19 protein-coding genes and 4 pseudogenes are annotated in these 22,723 nt (G+C 65.0%); 10 read left to right on the top strand and 13 right to left on the bottom strand.

Annotated features, from left to right (window positions below):
- The first annotated feature begins 301 nt into the window (after nt 1-301).
- Nucleotides 302-847, top strand: a complete 546-nt coding sequence (locus GVN67_RS16120; protein WP_159997760.1) for a hypothetical protein — start codon at nt 302-304, stop codon at nt 845-847.
- On the opposite strand, the gene GVN67_RS16125 is transcribed toward GVN67_RS16120, so the two are convergent.
- Nucleotides 844-1,794 (bottom strand): calcium-binding protein, encoded by a 951-nt coding sequence (locus GVN67_RS16125; RefSeq protein WP_159997762.1) that lies wholly within the window; start codon nt 1,792-1,794, stop codon nt 844-846. The two genes, GVN67_RS16120 and GVN67_RS16125, sit on opposite strands and share 4 nt — an antisense overlap.
- Before the next feature lie 383 nt (nt 1,795-2,177).
- Nucleotides 2,178-2,959, bottom strand: a pseudogene (gene istB, locus GVN67_RS16130) (IS21-like element helper ATPase IstB).
- Nucleotides 2,960-3,272: 313 nt separating this feature from the next.
- Here istB and GVN67_RS16135 point away from each other — a divergent pair.
- A complete protein-coding gene (locus tag GVN67_RS16135) occupies nt 3,273-3,722 on the top strand; it encodes a hypothetical protein (protein WP_159997764.1) in 450 nt (149 codons plus the stop codon).
- A 335-nt stretch (nt 3,723-4,057) separates the two neighbouring features.
- Here the strand turns inward: GVN67_RS16135 and GVN67_RS16140 are convergent, their stop codons facing one another.
- The 7 genes and pseudogenes from GVN67_RS16140 to GVN67_RS16160 all read right to left on the bottom strand — a co-directional run bounded on the left by GVN67_RS16140 (nt 4,058) and on the right by GVN67_RS16160 (nt 9,811).
- Entirely contained in the window at nt 4,058-4,660 is a 603-nt protein-coding gene (locus GVN67_RS16140) for an HAD domain-containing protein (protein WP_255430405.1), read from the bottom strand.
- Nucleotides 4,640-4,933: pseudogene (locus GVN67_RS30380) on the bottom strand (gamma-glutamyltransferase); the annotation flags it as partial. The pseudogene GVN67_RS30380 and the gene GVN67_RS16140, both read right to left, overlap by 21 nt.
- A 156-nt stretch (nt 4,934-5,089) precedes the next feature.
- On the bottom strand, nt 5,090-6,064 hold the full coding sequence (locus tag GVN67_RS16145) for a hypothetical protein (RefSeq protein WP_159997766.1): 975 nt from the start codon (nt 6,062-6,064) through the stop codon (nt 5,090-5,092).
- Entirely contained in the window at nt 6,033-6,545 is a 513-nt protein-coding gene (locus tag GVN67_RS16150) for a calcium-binding protein (protein WP_200845288.1), read from the bottom strand. The genes GVN67_RS16145 and GVN67_RS16150 overlap by 32 nt, the downstream gene beginning before the upstream one ends.
- A gap of 12 nt (nt 6,546-6,557) precedes the next feature.
- Nucleotides 6,558-6,803: pseudogene (locus tag GVN67_RS30565) on the bottom strand (calcium-binding protein); the annotation flags it as partial.
- A 233-nt stretch (nt 6,804-7,036) separates the two neighbouring features.
- On the bottom strand, nt 7,037-8,155 hold the full coding sequence (locus GVN67_RS16155) for a hypothetical protein (RefSeq protein WP_159997768.1): 1,119 nt from the start codon (nt 8,153-8,155) through the stop codon (nt 7,037-7,039).
- Between the two features lie 519 nt (nt 8,156-8,674).
- Nucleotides 8,675-9,811 (bottom strand): SAVED domain-containing protein, encoded by a 1,137-nt coding sequence (locus GVN67_RS16160; RefSeq protein WP_159997770.1) that lies wholly within the window; start codon nt 9,809-9,811, stop codon nt 8,675-8,677.
- 72 nt (nt 9,812-9,883) lie between these two features.
- Between GVN67_RS16160 and GVN67_RS16165 the strand changes: the two genes are divergently transcribed.
- Nucleotides 9,884-11,446, top strand: coding sequence for a nucleotidyltransferase (locus GVN67_RS16165; RefSeq protein ID WP_159997772.1), 1,563 nt, complete (start codon nt 9,884-9,886; stop codon nt 11,444-11,446).
- A gap of 41 nt (nt 11,447-11,487) precedes the next feature.
- Here GVN67_RS16165 and GVN67_RS16170 read toward each other — a convergent pair whose 3' ends face one another.
- On the bottom strand, nt 11,488-12,042 hold the full coding sequence (locus GVN67_RS16170; protein WP_159997774.1) for a hypothetical protein: 555 nt from the start codon (nt 12,040-12,042) through the stop codon (nt 11,488-11,490).
- Between the two features lie 322 nt (nt 12,043-12,364).
- On the opposite strand from GVN67_RS16170, the gene GVN67_RS16175 reads away from it, so the two are divergent.
- Nucleotides 12,365-14,293, top strand: a complete 1,929-nt coding sequence (locus tag GVN67_RS16175) for a competence protein CoiA family protein (RefSeq protein WP_159997776.1) — start codon at nt 12,365-12,367, stop codon at nt 14,291-14,293.
- Between the two features lie 245 nt (nt 14,294-14,538).
- On the top strand, nt 14,539-15,138 hold the full coding sequence (locus GVN67_RS16180) for a sigma 54-interacting transcriptional regulator (RefSeq protein WP_159997778.1): 600 nt from the start codon (nt 14,539-14,541) through the stop codon (nt 15,136-15,138).
- 36 nt (nt 15,139-15,174) lie between these two features.
- Here the strand turns inward: GVN67_RS16180 and GVN67_RS16185 are convergent, their stop codons facing one another.
- From GVN67_RS16185 to GVN67_RS16195, 3 genes are all read right to left on the bottom strand, one after another.
- Nucleotides 15,175-16,170, bottom strand: a complete 996-nt coding sequence (locus GVN67_RS16185) for a hypothetical protein (protein ID WP_159997780.1) — start codon at nt 16,168-16,170, stop codon at nt 15,175-15,177.
- Between the two features lie 20 nt (nt 16,171-16,190).
- Nucleotides 16,191-16,628 carry a hypothetical protein gene (locus GVN67_RS16190; protein ID WP_159997782.1) on the bottom strand — a complete coding sequence of 146 codons (438 nt, stop codon included), beginning with the start codon at nt 16,626-16,628 and terminating at the stop codon, nt 16,191-16,193.
- A gap of 69 nt (nt 16,629-16,697) precedes the next feature.
- The gene (locus GVN67_RS16195; protein WP_255430404.1) at nt 16,698-17,519 is read right to left on the bottom strand and encodes an abortive infection family protein; all 822 of its coding nucleotides are present in this window, start codon (nt 17,517-17,519) and stop codon (nt 16,698-16,700) included.
- A gap of 298 nt (nt 17,520-17,817) precedes the next feature.
- Between GVN67_RS16195 and GVN67_RS16200 the strand changes: the two genes are divergently transcribed.
- From GVN67_RS16200 to glp, 5 genes and pseudogenes are all read left to right on the top strand, one after another.
- Nucleotides 17,818-18,345, top strand: coding sequence for an arsenate reductase (azurin) small subunit (locus GVN67_RS16200; RefSeq protein ID WP_159997786.1), 528 nt, complete (start codon nt 17,818-17,820; stop codon nt 18,343-18,345).
- A 13-nt stretch (nt 18,346-18,358) separates the two neighbouring features.
- Nucleotides 18,359-20,248 (top strand): annotated as a pseudogene (locus GVN67_RS16205) (arsenate reductase (azurin) large subunit); the annotation flags it as partial.
- Nucleotides 20,249-20,684: 436 nt separating this feature from the next.
- Nucleotides 20,685-20,888: a molybdopterin dinucleotide binding domain-containing protein gene (locus tag GVN67_RS30070; protein ID WP_235035332.1), complete on the top strand. Its 204-nt coding sequence runs from the start codon at nt 20,685-20,687 to the stop codon at nt 20,886-20,888.
- 161 nt (nt 20,889-21,049) lie between these two features.
- On the top strand, nt 21,050-21,427 hold the full coding sequence (locus tag GVN67_RS30570; RefSeq protein ID WP_159997788.1) for a cytochrome c family protein: 378 nt from the start codon (nt 21,050-21,052) through the stop codon (nt 21,425-21,427).
- Entirely contained in the window at nt 21,424-22,677 is a 1,254-nt protein-coding gene (glp, locus tag GVN67_RS16215; protein WP_159997790.1) for a gephyrin-like molybdotransferase Glp, read from the top strand. Before GVN67_RS30570 ends, glp begins: the two co-directional genes overlap by 4 nt.
- The last annotated feature ends 46 nt before the right edge of the window (nt 22,678-22,723 follow it).

Genomic DNA, 22,723 nt, shown 5'->3' on the forward strand with positions numbered 1-22,723 from the left:
AAGGCGAGATCCGTGCGACCTGCGCCTCCGTCAGCCAGAATAAGTCCGCCATGGCAGCACCTCCGGCTGCCATGGAATCACAGCTCCATCAGAGCGCAAGATCAGATTTAATAGGTCCTGAGCCTAGTAGCCTACCAAACATGACGGCAATCCGCTGCTAGCACGTGACTGGCTAAGGTGTCTGAGATCGGCTCCGCTTCCGCTGATGCACGAGTGCAACAGCCCGGCAGGCAAGGCATAGGGTTAACAAACTGGCAATTTCCCCGAGTAGATTCACCCCCATTCAAGGGGAGCTAGTGAGTTGTCAGTGTCGTCGGCTTCAATGAACTCGGCTCGGGTTGCCCTCACCCTGCTGGGAGCTGACCAGGCGTCATCGGCGTCGTCTAAAAAGGTTGACGCTCAGAGCGCCGCCCAAGAGGCGACGTCTTCTCGGTTGTCTGCATCGGTCGAAATCGACCCGCGCACGGTGAAGCTGGCGGAAGCCATGCAGCAGGTCTCGTTGCCATCCGAGGCTTCTGTGCCGAGCAATGAAGAGCTGACGGCTATCGGTAAGGATGCCAGCCGCCGCGTTGTCGAAGACAACGAGAGAGTGCTCGTTCATATGCAGATGAACTTTGAGAATGCGAAGGAGGCCGTTCGCCTCCACGAAGAAACTGGCAAAATTTACACCACTAACATGCATGGGAAGCTCGAAGCCTTCGAACCCGCCGGGGGATGGGACCCCGACGTATTCAAATCGGTCGTCGACGCGCAGAAGGCAGCGGTCTCTCGAGTTGCTGCCGTTCTGCCGGATTTTGCCGCAGGCGTAGTCAAGATGCGCGCAGACTGGAATGCTGCGAACGCCTAAAGGATAAAGTCTGTGGCGGTGAGGCTGTAGACGCCGGTCATCACCAAGTAGACCTCGGCCGCACCGCCATCGCCAAGATCGGCTTCGACATAGGTGTTCGATGCATCAGTGTAAAACCTGACCTGCGGGCCGCCTGTGAAGGGGCTACCGTCGCCCAGCACAAATCCAAAACCCTGATCGCCAGCCGTGTTAGGGTCCGTGTCAATGACCGAGACATCGATGAGATCGCCATCCGTTTGATTAAAGTCTGCAATCCGGTCAGCCGACCCTGGAATGCTCTGGTTCAGAACATATAGAAAGCGATCGAGGCCAGCGTTCCCGTATAGCACATCGGCACCTGTGCCTCCGGCAATCGAGTCATTTCCCTGGCCACCATAAATGGTGTCGTTGCCGTCATCTCCTCGCAGTATGTCGTTTCCGGTACCCGACGTCGCGCTCTGATCGCCATAAATGGTGTCGTTTCCAGCGCCGCCGTAGATCGAGTCATTGCCATCCTGACCGCGCACGTTGTCGTCGCCGTCTTCGGCACTAATGAAGTCATCCTCGCTGCCGCCAGTGATCACATCGACACCTGCTCCAGCGAAGATGGTGTCGTTGCCAGCACCACCATTGATGGTGTCGTTGCCGGTGCCCCCGTTCAGGTAGTCGACTCCAGCATCGCCGTTGAGCGAGTCATTTCCCACGCCACCCCATAGGGTGTCGTTGCCCGCGCCGCCGAAAAGGAAGTCGTTATCGGTGTCGCCGTAAAGCGTGTCGTTGCCATCGTCGCCGTAAAGATTGTCGTTCCCAGCGGAGCCACGCAGGGTGTCGTTGCCCAAGTTGCCGTAAACCGTATCGCCGCCGCCGAGCGCGTCGACCGTGTCGTTACCGGCAAGCGCGTCGATGTAATCGGCGCCATTTGTGACGGTGATGGTGTTGATGTCATCGCCGTTTGTGGGAGCGGCCATTGCTGGTTTCCTTGACGTTGAGCTCCAGCGTTTTGCTGGGGCCTCCCTTGCGGGTAGCCCCCAGCAATCTCCCCATCAGCACCAGCCCCTTCAAATCAAATAGTTTTCAATCATGTAATGAGCCAAATTAAATTCGAATTATCAGTAGAAAATTTGGCCATGCCATCTCCATTATCCCACATACAATACTAACCTAGATGATATCTATAAGCCCAAAGATTTTTTGATGGGGCAGTACATTTGAGAGATTTTTGGGTAAAATATTTGTTCCATAGGCTTACTCTAGGCTTAAATTATTGCAGATGTTGATTGCCACCCAGATCTGACCCGGGCTTGCCACGGAGCTCTGACCCGGGTTGTGGATCCGGGGTTTTCAGATCCTGTCAGGTCGGCTGTGGTTTCCCTTCGCGATGGGCCTGAGTAGCGGAGCTGTTCCTGAAGCGGAAGCTGTCGTTACCGATCTCCAGGATGTGGCAGTGGTGGGTGAGCCGGTCGAGGAGCGCGGTGGTCATCTTGGCATCCCCGAAGATCGCCGCCCACTCACTGAAACTGGGGTTGGTGGTGATGATGACGCTGGTTTGCTCATAGAGCCTGCTGAGCAGGTGAAACAGCAAGGCACCCCCTGAGGCGCTGAACGGCAGGTAAGCCAGCTTGCCGAGGATCAGCAGGTCGGCATGGAGGGTGCGGGTCGCGATCTGCCCGGCCCATGCGGCGGTTTTCTCCTGCTCGAGCATGTTGACCAGCTCCACCGTCGAGAAGAACCGCACCCGCTTGCGGTGATGCTCGGCCGCCTGGACGCCGAGCGCCGTGGCCACGTGGGTCTTGCCGGTGCCCGGCCCGCCGACCAGCACGATGTTGTCGGCGCTGTCCATGAAGGCACCGGCGTGCAGTTGGCGAACCAGAGCTTCGTTGAGCTGGCTGCTGATTAAGTCGAAGCTGGTCGGTCCTTGTAGGTGGGGAAGCGGGCGGCCTTGAACTGGTAGGCGATGGAGCGGACCTCCCGCTCGGCGAGCTCGGCCTTGAGCAGCTGCGACGGGATGGGGATCGCGCTCTGGAAGGCGGGCGCTTCCTGCTCCGTCAGTTCGGCCGCGGCCTGCGCAATGCCATGCATCTTGAGGCTGCGCAGCATGATGGTAATGGCGGCGGCTGCCGGGTCATGACGCATGGCCGCCTCCTTGCCTCGGGCGCAGGCTGTCATAGCGCGCCACATTGGCCTTGGGTTCCTGCGCCACCACCAGGGCTTGGGGCGCCTCGATCGGCGGCATCTGGGCGGTAGCGCCATCGGTCAGCCACCCGCGGGCAATCCTCACCGACACACTTACCCGCGGAACCGGCACTCAAGATGGCCGCTGTGAACGCATGTTGGAAGCCTTGGAACGCCCGATGTTGCATCGAGCAACAGCGAAGTCTTCCACTCTGATCGTGCCGCTGACGGAACCCTTGGTGGTGCTTTACGTGCCCTGACCAGGAGCTGCTCGATGGCGAGGCTGTCAGCGACCAGCCGGTGGTCTGCTGTAGCATCGCTGAGGTTCATCGAGCGGGCCTTCATGGAAGCGGAGCATCTGCGGACCATGCTCGAACCAGCAGGCGGTTCATTGGCCTGCGCAAGCAGGCCATCCGATCCGACCATCGTCGCTAGCCTGGAAGACAGCCTCCAAGCGCTGGAGGAAGCGGTCAGTCACCTGCAAAACCACCATGGCCTCGAGCACCTTCTGGACATCATTGACCAGGGCAATGCTGACCAGGCCTCATGTGAGCTGGTGATGAGGGCTGCAGCCGTTCACCCGCCGATCATCCACGACGAGGCCACAGCTGCCGGTATACAGGCGCTCAGGCTGATCCTCGGTCCCCTCAACGAGATCCAGGCTGCGCTGGCGGATGTCCGCTGCGCCGCCGAAGGAAGAAACATCGAAAATGAGCCGTTCTGATGGTCCGCCGATGATTGGTGACGCCGGAGCAAGGAAGTCGCATGAGGATGGCTGCGATGGCATGCTTCGGGCCCGGGCCTGCTTTCCGCCCGCGGCAGCCACAGACCAGGAAATCGCGCAAGCTGTCGAGGCTGCCCTGATTCGGACGAGGTTGGCGATGGTACGCCGAGGCGTGCTCAACCCATCCTGGATTGATGTGGCCCCGGCGCTTGCTGACGGCACTGCCGACGGGAACCATGCCCGCGTAATTGGCTCGTAGCTTCTGTAAGCCCTGAGCCGAGAAAGGTGCCCACCGAGGAGAACGAGCATCCTGCTGCGGCTCCTGCGGTACCGCATCACTCGCCGGTTGCTACCGCCAATTGTCGCAGCACCTCCTCGCGCCGGTCACGCGTCAACAGCGCCGCCGGTCGCTGGCTACGTGGCGCCCGCGCGTCGACTCCTTCCAACCACCGGCACGCCGCGATCCGGTTGCCAGAGAAGGATTCGCGCACCAGGTCCATGTCGCTGTCGGACAGCGCTCGGACGCCTAGCCCGGCGTCGGCGCCGCCCAGATACCTGACAGCTGCCGCTGCCTCCCGGGCGCCCAGCCCATCCAGGGCATCAGTCGTCATCGTCGCGCCGGGCACGATGTCCTCGTCGTCGAGCGCCAGCCAGCTGCCGGTTTGGGTGATGCCGTGCTCCTCGAGCCATAGCGTGATGTCATCGCACTTCTCCGGTGTGCTGAAGCGGGCCATCGGGCATGCCCAACCCTCGTGGAAAAGCGTTCTAGGCAATCCTTGCTCCAGCAGCTTCATCTGGGTCTGCTTGTAGCCGACGGTGTAGCGCCACGAGCTCGCTACCACGATCCGGGCGCCAGTGACCTCGCAGATCCGGCTGACAAGGGCCACGGCGCAGGCGTCGAACTGCCCTTCCCGCCGCGGATCGGCCGCTCCCACCATGACGCCGCTGTCGGGATCCCTTGAGATGGCCTGCATGCCGCCCGTCACAATCGTCCAGGGCGGCGTGTCCTCGATGACATGGCCGCGGCGGCCGAGCTCGGCGAGGGTGGCAGCATCGATGCGGCTCTCGGGATTGACTCGGCGCCCGTCCCACAGCCGGGTGCGTGGCGCCTCAATGGCCTGCTGCAGCCCCGAGCCGAAATCCAAGTACTGGACCAGGGCCTGCGGCTGAGTCTGCAGGATTCCGTAGCTGCCCGGCGTCCCCAGGGCTAGGTTGGTACGCGAGGCCGGGGAGTAACGGTTGACAGCGAGGGCCGACTTCGTTCGCCTTGATGCCCTAGCAAGTCTTCAAAATTGAACGTCATCACAGCAGCTCGCTTAAACATGCGCCGCCGTAATGAGCCTTCAGTGCATGAGGCTTCGTTAAGCCTATGCCTTAATTCCGTTGGCTGCCATCACATCAGACAGGTCCCAAGCCTCACCGGCGAACTGAATCTGTTTCCACGCGCCCTTATCGAAGTTCTTCAGCGTCAACGTCTCTTTGGTAGAGTTAATCGTGAATATTAGGTCACTGTCCCTCATCGAGAGGGAGACATCCTTGGATGTCAGCTCGTTAAGGTAGATATCAGCGGGTTCAGAAGCATTCGCGCTTCGCTGAGTAGTGACCGTGTCGTGTCCGTCTCCTTTGCCAAAGCCATACACCGTAACGCCAACACGATCGACAAACCTAGCGCGAGTAGAGATGTTTCCATCCGCATCCACACCGTTACTAAACTTGCTCATCCGCGCGGTGCGTGGCCCATCTGAGTCAAACGACAGCGCGACAGTGTCATTGCCAGCCCCGCCCGCGATGGTACCGGCCGAATTATGGGCATTGATAACGTCATCTCCGGCACCGGTAAGCACTGCTCCGCCACCCATGCCAGTTACCGCCACGGTGTCAGCTCCTGCGCCTGTTGTCAGCGAGACATTGTTGACGCGGGACGCAAAGCTCAGATTCACTGTGTCATCGCCAGCATTCGTGTCAATCGACAGAGCTGCCCTTCCTACTCCCACTTGAGTTAGGTCGACTGTATCGTTGCCATCTCCGGTTGTGATCCGCTTCGCAAGGCCACCTGATCCGGCGAGCGTAGAAACATCTTCAACGCTGCTGCCCGTAGCTACCGAGGTCTGCAGCTTATCGTTTTCCAGCTGCATGATGAGGCGCTGAGCTTTATTGGACAGGCTCACTGTGTCCACTGGCTCAGGGACGCCTTGATGCCTCTGCGCTTCAGCGGATGCTTCGCGCGGCTTGGCGGTGAGGAGCTCCAAGGCGATGGCTCCGCGATTACTTCCATCGACACGCATACAAAGATCCTCACCATTGAGCTTGTCAGAAATAAAGATGGATGTCGTAGACGGCACCGGACGAATCCTGAACGAATTCGACCGTGTTGGAACCGCTGGCAAAGTAGTCGCGGATCTGGACGAAATCTGTCGTGCTCGTGGACGTTCTCAGGCGCAGATCATTCGAGTTTAGAGGGTCTGCGACTGCAAAAAGGGACGAGAACAGCACGTCATTGAAGACGAGCAGATCGGACGCCCCGTTGCTCGCCCCTTCCATGATGGTGTCTTGCCCGCCCAGCGAGCGCTGATGCACATAGATGTCATTGCCCGCGCCACCATCAAGCCGATTGACACCGCCGTCACCTGACATGAGGTCGGCGCCGCCTCCTCCGTAGATAAAGTCATCGCCTGCGCCACCGTAAATAGTGTCAGCGCTTGCGAACACCGTCGATCCGATCAGATCGCGGTCACCGTAAAGGTAGTCGTTACCGGCGCCGCCATCCAAGGTGTCATTGCCGTCGCCACCGTAGAGGCTGTCATTCCCGATACCCCCCGACATCTGATCGATGCCCGGGCCGCCTTGTAGCGTATCATTGCCATCCTCACCGTAGAGGAAATCGTTCCCAGCATCGCCAGCAATGACGTCGTTGCCGATGCCCCCGTAAAGCTGATCGTTTCCATTGCCCCCGTTCAGATTGTCGTCGGCTCCATACCCATAAAGGGTGTCGTTGCCGTCGTTGCCGAAGGCATTGTCCGATGTCGAGGTGCCCGGCCAAGTGTTGTCCGCAGCGGTACCGTTGTAGTACGCTATCGCTATCTCCGTGACATTTTACGCAGCACGAATCGGAATATATCTCCTTTCATCCTGCGCAATCACAGTAGCTCGTTTGGTAAGAAGCACTTATGAACTTGATGTTAACGCGCAACGTAATCGAGATTGGCACCTCTTGCCCGGCTATTGCGGAGGGCAGGTAAGCTGATCAGGTTGATGCCACTGCACGACACCTGAGGTCCTCCTCGATAGATGGGCCTTTCAAGCGAAGGCAGACCCTAGTAGGGAACCGTCAACTCAAAGTCTGGCAGGGCATCAATCAGCCCTTCTTCCAGGGTGGTGAAGACGAGGCGAAGATCGAAGAGATTTTGTGGCGTGAAGGACCGAACGTGACCGACCGCAGCCCGAAGGGTACGAGCTTTATCGATGAGGACGACTAGATCTTCCGCATTCTCGAACCCCGCACCGAAGACATCGCCATGATGCTGAGGGTGGCTCATAATCAATGAGTAGTGCGCCCAGTCAGCGTGATCGAGTACGTCGCCCCCCTCCTTCTCCCACCTCTTCAGAAGGAGTTTGCACCCGCATATGGGCAATCGCTGTTCGGGCCAGTCGTCACCATAGGTTAAGGTCATCAGATCGTCGATGACGCGCCGCAGCACTCTCTCGGTGGCATGGATGAGGCGATAGGCCTTCACCACATGACGCGGCGCCGCCTCCTTCCCCTTCATCATGCCAATGCGCCGACGGCGTTCCGCCTGGCTGATGCTGCGGACCCGGGGCGTCCGCAGGAAGGTTTCGGCTACGCCTGCCCGGCTCAAAGGCGGGACGAGGCCCGCCGCGTCCAGGAAGGTCCGGGTCGTCTTGGCGTCCAGAATGTCGGGCAGACCTGCCGCCGAGAGCTGGCTAGCGATACCGATCGCTTCACGACCGACCATCGACCCCTGCAACAGCATCTCCGAGAAGGCCGAGACACCAACGAATGCACCGCCGAACTCGGGTGTCGCCCACTGGTGCTGCAATCCCGAGACGGCAGGACTGGCTAGCACAAGACGCTCGGCCATTTCCTCGTGGCCGAGGCGAAAGGCGCTAAGACCTTCCGGGACACCATACCGGTCGGAAATGGCTGCTGCCCGAATAGCCTCACCGAAGTGAGAAGACTGACGTGCCAGCTCGGAGATGCGGTCGGCCCGCTCACCGCGGATCTGTTCCAGCATCCCAGGATCGGTAGCCCACCGGGGCACGGCCATCACGGCCTGAAGGACATGTGCTGCTTCCAGCCGCTCCATGACCCCGGTGCGGCCATCGAACAGAGCCGCCAAGACACGGCCGCGCTCATCCATGCCATGGTAGGGGCTCGCCCACGGGTCCATCTGCTGTACATGGCGCGCCAGCATCCGCGATGGATCCAGCTGGTCCTGGATACATCGGAGACGTTCGGTCGACTCAATGGATTTCGTCAAAGCGTCCTGCGAATTGGTAAAATTTCTAAGAATGTCTGACAGTTTTGCCAAACGACTCTCCATCAGGATGAGGATGGCTTGGAAGCCGATCCTTTGAGTAGGTGAGAGGATTTGGTATTGCCTGGTGTGCTACCCGTTACCCGTCCGTTCTATCAGGGCCGGGACGATGTCTCTTGCAGAATACCTCGGAGGTTCATCTCGTCGGCCTGGACAGTAGCACTGGCATGACCTTGGGATGGATCGCCTCCACCATCCGCTGTGGCCGCTGCCACTATCCATCCCCAAGCAAATCCTTCGGGAAGCCCTGCCCCGGGAGCTGCCCGCGGAATGGCTCCAAGTCGTCCAGGAACGCCTAGACGTGTAAGCGGAAAATCCGAAGCCTTGGTATCGTACGCTTCACAGGCCACCCTTGCTCGAAACGCGCCAGAGATTCCTGTCGTCATGACCTGCTGTCTAGGTCAACCCGTGGTCGTTGATGACCAGACCTGGTTCGGGCTCGCCGTGTCGGGGCAAGCGAATGCCCCAGGGGTAGCGCACCAGCGACGACTTCTCGTACTGGTACACGACCAATTCCGGCATGTTCCGGCCGTCGTAAGTCCGGCCGAGATTGAAGACGAAGCTGTTCGCTCCCGCCAGAAACAAGTGGACCCGTGCCACGCCCAGGGAGGTCAGGCGGCCCATGATGGACAGGAATTGCTCCGCCATCGCGGCCTGCTTGGCCTCGGACCAGTGGGAGTTCGGCACTGGCTTGGAAGCTGCCAACCTGATCACAGGGGCGTCTTCGGCGAGGGCGCGGATGGCATCCTCGTCCACGAGGTAGCTGGCCGACACTGCCAGGAAGACTTCAGCTGTCCCCTCTTGCACCTTCCCCAGATCGGGCACGGTGAACCGGTCCCCATCGTCCTGGCCATCGAGGCGCCGCCATTTGGCGGGCACGCGGTCCCAATCCATGACCGTCACCGCCCCTTCGTCGTCAAGGACTGCCCCGGCAAGGAACGTCATTGGGACCGGCGCAACGCCGCCATAGACAATGGTGACGTCCGTGGGCGCCACATCTCCCAGGCGTTGACGGATGTCGCGCCTGAGGTTCCGTGCGTCATCGAAAAGAATGCCTCGGTCGGCAACGCCGTTCCGCAGGGCGGCGGTGTGGTCGAGCGGGAGGGTGTCACGGCGACCCACGAGGGACTCAGGCACCGCGTCCACCAGGGGCGAGTCGATGCGTGCAAGAAGGCCGCGTTGCTCCACCACCACAATCTGGCGCCGCTGCTTCGCCTCGGCCTCGGCACGCTTCTCCGCGAGAGCGGCGTTCGCATCGCGGATGAGGAGGGCAGTACCCACCACGATGAGGGCCGCACCGACCAGGAACCCTAAGTAGGTGAGCATGGCGGGCGTACCCTCGCCGGTCGCGAACAGGACAGAGGCACCGGTCGTCCCGTCGCCATAGGTGGCGGCGAACTTCCAGCCGCCAAGCGCCGCCACGAAGACGGCCAAGCCGCCTTTCAGCAGCAAGCCACCCGGCGACCGCCTCCGCACCGCGAACTTCACCAGAAGCTCGATCCACGCCCGGAAGGAGGCGCCCCAACTGTCCATGGCTGCAACTCCTCGCTCGCCGAGTAATCGCGAGCATGTTACATCGGGAACAGAACATGACCAAGCAGGCTAATGCCCCCGACGCCGACCCGCACAGCCGAGCAACTGCTGGAGGACCTCGCGGCCGAACTCGAGGTGCCGGATGACCGGTACGAGGCGGCCGAGCGCAGCTACCGTTCAATTGGCGAGTGGTTGGAGCGGCCCGGATCCTCGCTCCGGCAGTACCGCCCAGTCATGTATCCGCAAGGGTCGTTCAGGCTTGGCACCGTCATCAAGCCTGCCAACGACCAAGAACACTATGACCTGGATGTGGTCTGCGAGCTGGCGATCCGGAAGCTCGACACCACCCAGGCGGATGTGAAGGCGCTGCTCGGGCGCGAGGTGAAAGGCTACGCCCAGCGACACGGCATGGCGGCCCCCGGTGAATCGCGGCGGTGCTGGACCCTGGATTACGCGGATGGGGCACAGTTCCACATGGACCTGCTGCCTGCGCTTCCCGACGGGGCTCGCCAAGTCGTGGGCCTGCTGGCGGCTGGGCTGAATGCGTCATGGGCAGACAGTGCGCTCGCCATCACGGACCGTGAGCGGCCGGGGTACGGGACGAGGACCGAGGACTGGCCATCCAGCAACCCGAAGGGGTACGGCGCCTGGTTTGTCGAACGGATGCGCCCCGTGTTCGAGGCGCGCCGGGGCAGGCTGGCATTGGACCTCAGGGCGAGGGCGGAGGACATCCCGGATTGGAAAGTGAAGGTGCCGTTGCAGCAGGCACTGCAGATCCTCAAGCGGCATCGGGACGTCACCTTCGCCGCTCGTCCGGACGAGAGGCCAATCTCCGTCATCGTCACCACACTGGCCGCGCGGTCCTACAACCAGGAAACAACCATCTCCGGCGCACTGTACTCCATCCTCGAGAGAATGGACCTGCACATCGAGGACAGGGACGGAGTGTCCTGGGTGCCGAACCCGACTGACCCGCGTGAGAACTTCGCGGACCGGTGGGAGACGCATCCGGAGCGCAAGGCGGCGTTTTCCGAGTGGCTGGCGGACGCGCGCGCCGATTTTAGTGCGGCAGCCATGGCGTTCAGTACCGAGAGGATCGTGGAAATTCTGGCGCCCCGCCTCGGCCGGACGCTGATGCAGCGCGCTGCCGGGCGCCGTGCCGCCAAGAAGGTTTCAGGTGCCGCGCACTCATCGCTGCTCACTGGCGCTGCAGGCTTGGTCCGGTCAGGCATCGACCGCATCCGTCTGTCCTCTCATCGCAAGGCGCCGGTGTGGCCGGACTACGGCGGGGGTTCGGTACGCATCGAACGGGCAGTTTTCGCCCGTGACGGCTTCCGTCCGCAGGACTTCGCGTCAGATAGCCCTGCAGTGCCGAAGCAGGCGGCCCTCACCTTCGAGGCTGCCACGAACGTCGGGCGGCCCTACAAGGTCTACTGGCAGGTGACCAACACCGGCGATGAGGCAGCAGCGGCCAGCCAGTTGCGCGGCGATTTCAACGAGGGGGTCGTGGAGAGCGGGAAGCTGACGCACCGCGAGTCCACATCCTACAAGGGTGCGCATGGTGTCGAGTGCTTCATCGTGAAGGACGGCCTTCTCGTCGCGCGGTCTGGCGTGTTCGTCGTGAACATCGCCTGAGCGCTGGGCGGGTCAAACCGTCCTTTTTCCCCCTTGGCGGCTCAGCGGCTGGCATTCCGTCCGGCGAGGCCACCCAGACACCTCCGCCTGCCATTCGGGCTCGTGGCTGTACCGGCGAACAGGCCGCCGCAGGCGACGTCCGTCCCGTCTGGGCTGCTCGCGTAACTGGAGAACTGCCCTCCGGCGCAGACCCGCGTGCCGTCGGGGCTGGAGGCATAGCTGGCGAACAAGCCGCCACAGGCGACGTCTGTTCCATCAGGGCTGGAGGCGTAGCTGGAGAATTGCCCACCTGCGCAGACCCGTTTGCCATCGGGGCTCGAGGCATAGCTGCTGAACAGGCCACCGCATGCCACGTCATTGCCGCGGGGACTGGTGGCGTAGCTGGCGTTCCGGCCACCGGCGCAAACGCCGCTCCCGTCCGGGCTCGTAGCTGTTCCGGCGAAATCCACCCCGCAGGCCACGAAGCGCCCATCGCGGCTGGTGACGTAGCTCGACCCAGGAATGTAGAATGCCTCCTTGGCGACTACGGGAAATGCTGCACCTGCCACCGCAGCGGCGAGCAACCAGACCGCAAGTAGCCGCATCTCGAACTCCATCAGACCCTGCAATTGGTATACCTCTGGCTGCCCGAGCTTACCTCACCAATTTGCACCGCTTCCGCTTGTGCGGGAGGGTAGTGTCCGCCTGGCCGACGAAGCCTGGCGTTGCCCCGCTCTTGACTGAGTGCAATCTAAACATGCGGGCGAGGCCGAACCTGACGGGCGGCCACATCGGGTGGTGCGCCGGGTAGGCCATCATCTGATTTGGGCGCCGAATGGAAGCCAGCAGGCGCCGATGGACGAAGCCAGATGCTATGCTGCCGCCTCCCCGAAGCTCACGGGCGCCATGGACGGACCAGCCAGCTGCCAGCCTCCCGTGATGCATGACCTGGACAGGGACGGCACCCGGCTCCCCTACGGCTTGACCGAGGATGGCCGCCTGGCCCACGTGTCAGAGGTGGCCTCGGGGCTGGCGTGCCGGTGCCGCTGCCCCGGCTGCGGCGAGCGGCTGGTAGCCCGCAAGGGCACCATCAAGGTCCACCACTTCGCCCACCACGTGGACCGCGCTTGCGTCGGCGCATGGGAAACCACCCTGCACCGGCTGGCCAAGGAGATCGTGTTGGAGGCCCGCGACATCCTCCTGCCGGACGCGGTGGCCGAGGTCGAAGGCCTGCGCCAGGACGTCGCCTTCGCTACCGTCTTCCCCTACGAGGAGGCGGAGGCCGAGGTCGACATGGGTGGGCTGCGTCCCGATGCCGTCATCCGCGGCCGTGGCAGGGAGCTGCTCCTCGAGTTCCACGTCCGCCATCCCTGCGGCCCCGAGAAGCTCGCCCTCCTGCGCGAGCGGAACCTGCCCGCGGTCGAGATCGACCTCTCGCGCGTCCCGAGGCACGCCTCGCGGGCCGAGCACGCCGAACACGTCCTGCGCGCGGCGCCCCGCCACTGGCTGCACAACGCCAAGGTCGCCGCCGAGGAGGAGCGCCTGGGGCGCATCGCGGCGGAGCGGGCGGCAGTCGAAAGGCGGCGCTTGCAGCGGCTCCATGGTCGGATCGCCGACGAGGTGGCGGGCGCCTGGATTGAGCCCGCAAGTCCCGGCCATTCCAGCTGGCGCGTCAGGGCCATCGACGCCGGTTTCGGCGGGTTCGTCGGCCGCAGCGTTCCCGGGGCCGAGTGCTTCTCGGTGGTGGCCGAGACGTGGCAGGCGGCCTTCCTGGACCATGTCGCGATCAGCGCCGCGGGCCACCTGGTGACGAGCGACGCCGCACTCCGAACCCTCCAGAAGCGGCAGATGCTCAAGGAGCCGTTCCAGATCCGGCGAAACTGGGAGCCGGAGCTGGTCGCGCACATCCAGGAGCGCGTGCCGGGCTTCCGCCCGCCCCACGAGGTCATCGCCGACTACGCCGACTGGCTGGCGGAGCGCGGCCTGCTGATGCGCGTCCGCCAGGGCTGGGTGGCCGCCCAGACCGTCGGGTGGGAAGCCAGGCAGCGGATGGAGGCGGCGAGTGAGGCGAGGCGCCGCCAAGGTGAACTCCAGGATAAGCTGGGCACCCTGCTGCAGGCGGCCGAGCTGCCTTGGGCGAACATGGCAGGTTGGCTGGAGAGGGTTGTCCCCGAGTTCGATGCGGCGCCTCGTGTGCTGGCGGAGGAGGGCGGCGAGGGCTTCGGGCGCCTCATGCGAAGGCTCGATGAGCTCGAGAGGATGGTCCAGCCGCCCGCCAGTCCGTACGAGGGCGGCTTGCTGGGCCTGCCGCTGGATGCGGTGCGACTGAGGCGCCGGGACGAGGCGCGTGCCCGGCAGGAGGCCGCACGCCTCGAGCGCGAGGAGTTCGCGCGGCAGGCTGCGGAACGCCGCCGCAAGGAATCGGGGGACTTCGTGGGCACCCTGATGACACGAGCCGTCGCCTTGATGGGTCAACATGCGGGCGCGACCTGGGTCTGTGATGCGGTCAGCGCCGCAACCGGGCTGCCCCTCGACGAGGGGCAGTTCGCGCTGGACTGGCAGGCGAGGAACCGCATCAGCGAGGCGATGGCGGGCGAGCGGGACCGCATCATGGCGACCCGGGAAGCCGAGAGGCGCCGCCTCGACAAGGAGGCGGAGGCTGCCGCCGTTGTAGCAGGCTGCCGGAGCAGGCTGGAGGCGGAGGTGATGGCCCGCTTTCCCGGTCAGCCGGACTGGGCGCACATGTGGCTACGCGGCAAGCACCCCGCATTGGGTCGGTCGCCCTGGGAACAGTGCGTCGACGAACGGACGCTCGAACGCTGCAGGAGCCTGCTCGATGCGGCGCGGCCCAAGGGCAGGCGGCGGTAAGGTGATCGGCACGGGCCGATAGCTTGGAGGGCTCCATTTCCAGCCCCCATGACCGAACATGGGGCACGCTGCTCCGTCGTGGCAGGTTGACCTGCCCCCTCAAAAGCGGGCCGCCGATGATGTGAGATTGGCGGGACGCGGAGAGGGGGCGGAGATGGCGAGGAAGCAGCATAAGCCGGAAGAGATCGTGGCCAAACTGCGCCAAGTCGAGGTTCTGGTGGCGCAGGGCAAGACGGTGGCCGAGGGTGCAGGCCAAGCTGCTTCGGCTCCTGGAGGCGCGCGAGTACAATCGCGTGGGCGGCTCCGGCACGCTGCCGTTCCACGCCCGCGTCGTGGCGGCGACCAACGCCGACCTGGACCAGCGCGTCCGCGAGGGCCGTTTCCGGGAGGACCTGCTCTACCGGCTCGACGTCATCCGGGTCGAAATTCCGCCGCTGCGCACGCGCCGCGAGGACATCGTCCCGCTGGCCCGCCAGTTCCTGGCAGGTGCCGCACCGATGGTGGCCCGTGGCATCCGGGGCTTCGACAGCCGGGCGGAGCGGGCGTTGGAGGAGGCGGACTGGCGGGGCAACGCGCGGGAGCTGCGCAACCGGGTCGAGCGCGCCGCAGCTCTGGCGGACGGGCCGTGGATCGGCGTGGACGACATCTTCGGCGCCGCCGCGTTCACCGGCACCTGCCCGAACGGCTGCGTCCCCACCCTGGCCGAGGCCGTCACGGAGGCCGAGTGGCGGGCGGTCACCGTCGCGCTCGCCGCCGCGTCCGGCGAAGTGGAGGTGGCTGCGGGCATCCTCGGGATCGGGCGCTCTACGCTGTTCGAGAAGATCCGGAAACTGGGCCTGCGGTGACCTGGACAACCTCGCTGTCGCCGTGGCCGTTGGTTGCTAGCTGCCGGGAGCCCCGCCTTGGAGGCTGTCCAGGAGGTCCTGAGCAACGGCTCTGAGTGTCTGGTAGTACTCATCCTGCTGCGCTTCGAAAATCGCCATCCCTGCGATATGTGCACCGGTCCCATCGATGAGCAGCGTCCTCATGCGCGCGTGATCGAGAACGCCGCTTTTCCAGTCCTCGCTCATCTGGCGTGCCAGTGCTGTTTGAGCGACAGCCAACGAGCGGGTCGCCTCGGCGCTCAGTCCGTTGCCCGCCATAGGGTCACGTCGAACCCGTTGCTCCAGGAAGACGGCCAGTGCGCAGAGCTCAAGCTCTGCCTCGGCGGCCGCAGCTTGCTCCTTGGCATGGTTGGCGGCCATGTCCATCAGAAGCAGGACGCGTTGTCCCTCGTCTGAGAGGATGTCCTTGCAGAGTGCTAGCCGCTCCTGGTCTTGCAGGGCGCCTGCTGCCTCGACCCGCGCCATGATGTTGGCTGTCGCCCCGTCCGCGGCGAAGTCGTCAATCCGCCAGAACAGATCCTGCACCCTGGCCAGCACCTCGCCCTTCGCACCGAGGTCCTGGAACGTCGGCATCGGCGCATCAGGGAAGGGAACCGCCCCTACCGCCTCGTTGAGCCTCTGGACCTCGATATCCTTCGGCGGCCTGCGTTCGAGCGGGTTGATGTCAGTCACCACGGAGCTGCTGCGCTCTGCCTCAGACCTTCCGAGGAGGACAACGAAGTTCAGCGTCGAGAAGAACGACATCCTGGCGTAGGCCACCCCGTCGGCGCCGTTGTGGCCGACGATGACACGGTGCCCGAACGGGAAGCCGATGGGCGCCAGGAACGAAGGCGGATCCATGTCCCAGCCCACAAAGCCGCTGCCCTGGCCGCTCAGCGTGTAGTCCTTCAGTGCTTGGAATTCGGGCCTGCGGATGACGTCCGGATACGCCTGGGCGAAGAAGGTCTGGGCGACGTAGGCGACGGCTCGCATTCCTTCGGAGTTGCCCAGCATGAAACCGCCGCGCGCGGCACCTAGGAGTAGGTTTGCTCCTCACCGACGCCACGGACCGAGACCTTGAAGCCCTGCTCCTGCATTTCGGCAATCCAGACCTGTGCCTCCTTGTGGCTGCGGAACGACATGACCTTCTGGGTCTCGCCGTCCACGACCTCGGATGATACCTCCCGAGGTGATGCGAAGTTCGACCCCGCAATGCTCAGCTCCAACGGCAGCCCACTGGCCGCGTCCGTGACGACGACATGGGCGGGCAGATCCGAATGGTCCCCCACGACCCCGAGCCGAGCGTTGAAGACCGCGAGCTGCGTCTTGATGACGTTCGCCAGGCCCGAGTAGGCCAAGTTGTGCTCCGGGCAGTAGATGCCCTTGTCGGTCCGGCGCCCTCCCAAAGCCGCGGGGAAGACGTGCTCGCGGGAACCTGCCTTCCCGCCGCAGATGATGCATGTCTTCGCCACGCCGATTTCCTTGGTTTCGATGGGAGTGTGCCGGGCCGACACGGGCCACCGAGAGCTGGGACGCTGGGGTCAGTGGCCCTGGCTGTGCCGGAGCATCCAGGCGGCCAGGATGAAGCCGGTGGACGCGACCAGCCCCGCATCGTGGGCACTCACCTCTGGCTCCGTGCCCACGACACGGCCATGTCCGGTGCCTGCGACGTTCCGGAGCTCGTTCGCGGCGTCAACCATCGCTTTCGCGCTGCTCGCAATCTTCCGCACGTACCGCTCGTCGTCGGATGCTGGCGGGGTGTTCGTCGTCAAACCAAGTTCGTGGAAGCACTTCGTGGACAGGGTGGGATAGTCCCACTTCTCCATGCCGGTGACGCCCCTCTCGTGCAGGATTGTGCGCATAGTTGCTTCCAGCATGTCTTTGGTCGTGCCGATGGCGAGCGAAGGGTCACCAGGCAACGCGTCCCGGATGCGACGGCTGTGTTCACGCAGATCAACCGTTGAGCTGAGGCCCTGAACTTCCTCAAGGGCATAACCCAAAGCTTCCAGAAGTGGGTCGTTCGTCCCCTCCCAGATCTCCAGGAACTCGGAATCCTTATCCTTGAACCAGCGCTGGACCCCGTCACGCTGGAACAGTTCGACCAGCAGCGACTTATTCTGGCTAAAAAGGTCGTTAACCAAATCCAGCACGAGACCCTCGAAGTCATTATCCTGCCAATGGGCCGCGCGAAGGAACCTGGGATGTTCGTCAATGAGGTGGCTCAAGCCATGGCGAGTGGAAAACTTCTTCCACTCACTCTCGTCCATGCGGAGGGAAAGTGCCTCAGCAAGGTCGACCTTGAACCTACGAACTAAGCCGTCGTCATCTAGGATATGCTGCGGAATGCTCTTGGCTGCGGGCACGGAACCTCACCTCTTTGTTCCCGTCGATACGGGGCAACCAACGTTCTACATCAGCCTATGTATCCCGGCGAGCCACCGCACTTTTCTGCCGCTCGTCCTGCGGACAGCTCCGCACCCCGATCCAGACAGCTGGACTGACGCTGGCCAGCAGTCCGGGTTCATGGACTCCGATTGTGGCCTGCTGGTCGCCGCCTATCGGTAACCTCCTGTTTCCATTTACACTGAACGTGGATGCCGCCTCCTTGGCCGCTGGCACGCCCGCTGCAATGCCGCCCCCGGTTGAAAGCGGGAGACGGCAATGTCTGGTTGCAAGAGGATCACGGAGAGCGGGCGCCGCTTCTTCCTGGGGCGCGGGGCCCTCGCGGTGGCTGGCGCCGCGGCGGCCTCCACGGTGCCGCAGGCGCCCGCCAAGGCGACACCGGCCCTGGCACGCGTGGCGTACCCGGTCAGCAGGCTGGGCAACCTCCGCGACCTGAAGGTCAACGAGCCGGTGGACATCGCCTATCCCGACGCCGACAGCACGGGCGTACTCATCAAGCTCGGCACGCCGGTGGAAGACGGCGTCGGTCCGGACCGGGACATCGTCGCCTTCTCGAACCTCTGCCCGCACAAGGGCTACCCGATGTTCTACCAGGCCGACGACCGCACCATGAACTGCCCCGGCCACTACAGCCGCTTCGACTGCGAGAAGGGCGGACTGCAGGTCTGGGGCCACGCGACCCAGAACCTGGCCCAATTCCGCCTGCGTGTCGACGCGGGCGGCGACATCCACGCCGAGGGCGTGGACGAGCTGCTGTACGGCCGCCACTCCAACGTGCTGGCCTGAGGAGGGCAGGAAAATGGCCTACAAGCGCAACATCGACGGCCTACCGATCCCGCCGCGGGACGCTAAGGTCAACAGCGTCGTCTGCCACTACTGCATCGTGGGCTGCGGCTACGAAGCCTACTCCTGGCCCGTGAACCGCCAGGGCGGCCCGGCGCCGGGCGACAACGCCTACGGCGAGGACATGCGGGCCCAGCTCGGCGCCGACAGCGCCGCCTGGGTGGCGCCGTCCATGTACAACGTGGTCCGGCAGAACGGGCAGGACGTCCACATCGTCATCAAGCCCGACCACGACTGCGTGGTGAACTCCGGCCTCGGCTCCATCCGCGGCGCCCGGATGGCCGAGATGTCCTACTCCACCGTCACCGGCACGCAGCAGGCGCGCCTGACCGACCCGCTGGTCTGGCGCTACGGCACCATGTCGCCCGCCTCCTGGGACGACAGCGTCGCGCTGGTCGCCGAGGTCACGCGCCGGGTCATCGAGGAGCAGGGCGAGGACGGCCTGCTGGTCTCCGCCTACGACCACGGCGGCGCGGGCGGCGGCTACGAGAACACCTGGGCGACCGGAAAGCTCTACTTCCAGAGCATGAAGGTGAAGAACATCCGGATCCACAACCGTCCGGCCTACAACTCCGAGGTGCACGGCTCCCGCGACATGGGCGTGGGCGAGCTGAACAACTGCTACGAGGACGCCGAGCTCGCGGACACCCTGTTCATCGCGGGCGCCAATTCCCTCGAGACCCAGACCAACTACTTCCTGAACCACTGGGTGCCGAACCTGCGCGGCTCGACGCTGGACAAGAAGCAGAGCCAGCTGCCGAACGAGCCGCACGCCGCCGCCCGCATCATCGTGGTGGACCCCCGCCGGACGGTGACCATCGCGGCCTGCGAGACCGAGGCGGGCAAGGAGAACGTCCTCCACCTGCGCATCAACAGCGGCACCGACCTGGCGCTGTTCAACGCCCTGTTCACCGAGATCGCGGCCAGGGGCTGGACCGACAAGGCGTTCATCGCCGCCAGCACCAGCAACTACGACGCCGCGGTCGGCGCCAACCGCACCACGGTGGAGGAGGCGGCCCGGCTCACCGGCGTGTCCGCCGAGGACATCCGCAAGGCGGCGGCCTGGATAGCGGAGCCGAGGCAGGGCGGCGCCCGGCGCCGCACGATGTTCGCCTACGAGAAGGGCATCATCTGGGGCAACGACAACTACCGCACCAACCAGTCGCTGGTGAACGTCGCCCTGGCGACGGGCAACGTCGGCCGCCCCGGCGGCGGCTGCGTCCGGCTCGGCGGGCACCAGGAGGGGTACTCGCGCCCGTCCGACGCCCATGTCGGCAAGCCTGCGCAGAACGTCGACGAGCTCATCATCGGCGGGAAGGGCGGCATTCACCACGTCTGGGGCTGCGACCACTTCAAGACCACGCTGAACGCCTCCGAGTTCAAGCGCGCCTACCAGCGCCGCACCAACATGGTGAAGGAGGCGATGGACTCCGTCCCCGCCGGTGACCGCGGCGCCCAGGTGGAGGCCATCATGAAGGCCATCCGTGCGGGCGGCCTGTTCAGCGTGGACGTCGACATCGTGCCGACGCAGATCGGCTCCTGCGCCCATGTCGTCCTCCCGGCCGCCACCTCCGGCGAGATGAACCTCACCTCCATGAATGGCGAGCGCCGCATGCGCCTGACCGAGCGCTACATGGACCCGCCGGGCAACGCGGTGCCGGACTGCCTCATCGTCGCGCGCCTGGCGCAGGCCCTGGAGCGCTCCTTCCGCGCCACCGGGAACGCCTACGTGGCCGACCGCTTCCAGGGCTACGACTGGAAGACGGAGGAGGACGCCTTCATGGACGGCTACCACCGGCACGAGAAGGGCGGCGAGTTCGTCACCTACGCCCGCCTGCGCGCCATGGGCACCAACGGCTTCCAGGAACCGGCCGTGGGGCTGGAGTCCACCGGCGCGGTGGCTGGCGGCACGACCACCGGCGCCTCGCCCGGCATGGTGGTGCAGGGTCCCGCCGTCGAGGGCGCCCGCGGCCGCGAGCCGGTGCAGCAGGCGGCGCCGAATGCCGGTGCGACGGGCACCCCGGCGGCGGCCTCCGGCGGCAGCGAGCGGATCCTTGGCACCAAGCGCCTCTACGCCGACGGCAAGTTCAACCGGCCGGACGGCAAGGCGGTGTTCGCCGCCACCCAGCGGCGGGGGCTGCAGGCCGCGGGCAAGCAGGCGGACAAGGACTCGTACCGCTTCCTGGTGAACAACGGCCGCGCCAACCACGTCTGGCAGTCGGCCTACCTGGATCAGCACAACGACTTCGTCCGCGACCGCTTCCCGTACCCCCTACATCGGCATGAACCCGGACGACATGGGCGAGCTGAAGCTGAAGGCGGGCGACCTGGTCGAGGTCTACAACGGCAACGGCGCCACCCAGGCGGTCGCCTGGCCGGAGGGGGGCCTCGGCCGCAACCAGACCTTCATGCTGTTCGGCTACCCAACGGGCGTGCAGGGCAACGTGGTCAGCAAGGCGACCAACGAGCTGATCATCCCGAACTAAAAGCAGACCTGGGCCAACATCCGGAAGCTCAGCGACGCCCCGGAGGCCGTCCGCCACCTGCCCTGGAAGGTCCAGGAGTACCGCGTCCAGGCGTGAGGCCGGACACCCGGCAACGCGGCTACCCGATCGCGTCGCCACGCCAAGCTGCCATCGGAGACCCCATGCGATTCCTTGCCTCGGCCGCCCTCTGCCTGCCGCTCCTCGCTTCCCCGGCTCTCGCCCAGACCGCCCCCTCGGGTGAGCAGCTGTTCCGCAGCCAGTGCGGCGCCTGCCACGCGCTGGACACCCGCAACCGGGTCGGCCCCGGCCTCGCCGGGGTGTTCGGCCGCAAGGCGGCGTCCGTGGAGAGCTTCCGCTACTCGAACGCCATGCGCGCCAAGGCGGCGGAAGGATTGACCTGGGACGAAGCGACCCTGCACGCCTACCTGACCGCGCCGCGCCAGGTCGTGCCCGGCACGACCATGTCCTACGCTGGGCAGAAGGATGAAGGGCGCCTCGACGCACTCGTGGGCTACCTCAAGGAAAACGCGGGCTCGTGACGGTCGGCCTCGCCCCCCGGTCCGCGGATGCCGACTGCGACAGGCTGGCGGGCCTCGTCGACGTCGAGACGGCGCGCGCTCGCCTGCTCGCAGACGTCCAGCCGGTTCGGGCGGTCGAGCACGTTTTCTTGTTCGCGTCGGCCGGGCGGGTGCTGGCGGATCCCGTGCTGGCGACGTCGGACATGCCGCCCTTCGACCGGGCGGCCGTGGACGGCTACGGCGTCGGCGGGCCAGGGCCGGATCCCTTCCAGGTCGTCGGCTACCTTCCGGCTGGAGCGGGCGGCCTGCCGCGGGTCGGCGCCGGGGAGGCGGTGCGCCTGCTGACCGGCGCTGCCGTCCCCGACGGCGTCTGGGCTGTCGCGATGCAGGAAGGGTGCCGGATGGACCCACGCTCCGGCGTCGTTTCGCCGACGCTCATACAGGGCGCCAACATCCGTCGACGGGGCGAGGATTTCCGGGCGGGCGAGGCCGTGCTGGAGACGGGCACCAGGCTCGATCCCCGCCACCTTGCACTGCTGGCCGCCGCTGGGATCGGCACCGTCACGGTCCGGCGCAAGCCGCGGGTCGCGCTGCTCTCAGCCGGTGACGAGCTGCTCGAGCCGGGCATGCCGCACGCGCCGAGCGCCATCCATGACAGCAACCGGCCCATGCTGGCGGCCCTGCTACAAGGAATGGGCGCCGAGGTGCATGACCTCGGCCTGCTGCCCGACCGGCGCCCGGCCATCGCGGCCGCCCTGGAAGGGGCATCCGGTTTTGACGCCATCATCGCCTCGGGCGGCGTATCCGGCAGCGAGGCCGACCACCTGCTGGGCGCCCTGCGCGACGCCGGTGGCCACGGCTCCTGGTGTGCGGTGGCCCTGAAGCCGGGCAAGCCGCTGGTGTTCGGCGGCATCGGCACGGCGCGCTGCCTGTTCCTTCCTGGCAACCCTGTGGCCGCGCTGGTCGGCAGCATCCTGTTCGGGCGCCCGCTGATAGCTCGGCTCGCAGGGGCTGCGGACGGCGGCCTGAAATCCTTGCCCGCGCGCCTGGCGTCCGGCTGGGACCGCAAGCCGGGCAGGGAGGAGTTCGCCCCCGCGACGCTCCGGCCGGGGCCGGGCCTCGTGGTCGAGCGCATCAGCAAGCCAGGGTCGGCACGGCTCATGCCCTTGGTGGCGGCCGATGGCCTGGTCAGGGTCGGGCGCGGCGCCGGGGCGCTGCAGGCCGGGGACACGGTGGAGTTCCTGCCGTTTGCAGGGCTGCTCGGCGGCTAGGCCCGCAAGAGGCGCCTTCCATTCGGCGCAGCCTCGGCAGGGGGCT

Origin of the sequence: Roseomonas sp. 18066, from assembly GCF_902706185.1 — a bacterium.
Classification (GTDB): Bacteria; Pseudomonadota; Alphaproteobacteria; order Acetobacterales; family Acetobacteraceae; genus Pseudoroseomonas.